Genomic DNA, 1,717 nt, shown 5'->3' with positions numbered 1-1,717 from the left:
CCGCCGTGCTGGGTGGCGGTGGAGGTGAATACCGCCGCCGGCTTGCCGACCAGCGTGCCGCTGGCCCATTCCGCGCCCAGGCCATCGATGAAATGCTTGACGGGCGCGGCCATGTTGCCGAAGCGGGTGGGGCTGCCGAGGATCAGGCCCGCGCACTCGGCCAGGTCCTGCCTGTCCACGTAGGGCGCGCCTTCTTCGGGCACGGGCGGCGCGGCCTGCTGGGTCACGGCGGCGACCGGCGGCACGCTGCGCAGGCGCGCGGACATGCCGTCCACTTCGCCCACGCCACGCGCGATCTGCCGCGCCAGCCGCGCAACGGATCCGCCGCGGCTGTAGTAGAGCACCAGGATCTCGGGCATGGGGGCGTCTTCGTGGCGTGGAAGCGCCTAGTATCGGCGATGTCGCGCCCATGACGCATCGGTTACCCTTCCGCCCATGGAGCCCCTGGATTCGTTGAACCGCTGGACTGACCGCATGCGCGACCGCGCGCGCATGGGCACCTTCTTCCGCTTCCTGGCCAAGCGCTTCCTCGACGACCGGTTGTTCCAGGCCGCCGGTTCTCTGGCCTACACCACGCTGTTCGCGCTGGTGCCGCTGGCGATGGTGGTGTTCGGCGTACTGTCGGCGTTCCCGGTGTTCCAGGAATGGAGCGCGCAGCTGCGCGACTACATCTTCGCCAACTTCCTGCCCGGCGCGGCAGTCAGCCTGAAGGCGAAGCTCGATGGCTTCCTGGCCAACACCGGCAAGCTGACCGCGGTCGGCGTGATCGCGCTGGTGGTGTCGCTGCTCATCACGCTCAACAGCATCGAGGCGACCTTCAACCGCATCTGGCGCGTGCGCAGCGCGCGGCCGAAGCTGTCGCGCTTCCTGGTCTACTGGACGGTGCTGACGCTGGGCGCGCTGATGGCGGCGGCCTCACTGGCGCTGTCGGCACGCTTCTATGCGCTGCCCGTGTTCGCCACCAGCGGCGGCAAGTGGCTGCAGGCGCTGTCGCTGAGCGTGGCGCCGGTGTTGATCGAGCTGGCGGCCATCGTGGTGATCTACCGCGTGGTGCCGCACCGGACCATCAAGTGGCGCTATGCGGTGGCGGGCGCGTTGCTGGCGACCGTGCTGCTGGAACTGGCGAAGTGGGGCCTGGGCGTCTACCTGGGCAGCTTCAACGCGTACCAGAAGATCTACGGCGCGGTGGCGGCCGCTCCCATCCTGCTGCTGTGGATCTTCCTGTGCTGGGTGGCCGTGCTGCTGGGCGCGTCGCTCGCCTCCGGCATGGCCGCCTTCCGCTACCAGCCGGTCGCGCTGCGCCTGCCGCTGGGCTACGAGATCTATGGCCTGCTGCGCATGCTGGGCCGCTTCGCGCAGGCGCGCGAGAAGGGCAAGGGCCTGCACAGCGACCAGATCCTGGCGATGGAGCCGATGCTGACCGACTCGCTGATCCAGCAGATGCTGGCGCAGCTGGCCGAGATCGACCTGCTGCGCCGTGACGAAGAAGGCGAATGGCTTCTCGCACGCGACCTGGACGATCTGACGCTGTGCGACCTGTACGAAGCCTGCCAGCTGCGCATTCCCGTCGCCGAAGCACATCTTCCGTTCCACGACGACGCGCTGGGGCGCGCCGCACGCGTGGCGCTGGACGACCTGCGCGTGCCCTTGCGCGAGCTGTTGAAAAAGCGCGTCAGCGATCTGTTCGTCGATTCCCACCAGGAGCCTGCATGAAGCC

The 1,717-nt window shown here is 68.7% G+C and carries 2 protein-coding genes; one reads left to right on the top strand and one right to left on the bottom strand.

Going from position 1 to position 1,717, the window contains the following annotated elements; genetic code table 11:
• The coding region (locus AC04L7_RS18090) for an NAD(P)H-dependent oxidoreductase (RefSeq protein ID WP_475513621.1) at positions 1-359 on the bottom strand (359 nt) is incomplete at its 3' end.
• A gap of 76 nt (positions 360-435) precedes the next feature.
• Here AC04L7_RS18090 and AC04L7_RS18085 point away from each other — a divergent pair.
• Complete coding sequence (locus AC04L7_RS18085; RefSeq protein WP_296282013.1) at positions 436-1,713, top strand: YihY family inner membrane protein; 1,278 nt, start codon at positions 436-438, stop codon at positions 1,711-1,713.
• The last annotated feature ends 4 nt before the right edge of the window (positions 1,714-1,717 follow it).

The organism is Pseudoxanthomonas sp. LjRoot204_2, from assembly GCF_056175765.1.
Note: the sequence above shows the minus strand (reverse complement) of the source record. Positions and strands in the feature narration are given on the sequence as shown.

Bases quoted from the DNA above. Each gene is read 5' to 3' on its own strand.
- AC04L7_RS18085 (WP_296282013.1), top strand. From the start codon at position 436: ATGGAGCCCCTGGATTCGTTGAACCGCTGGACTGACCGCATGCGCGAC.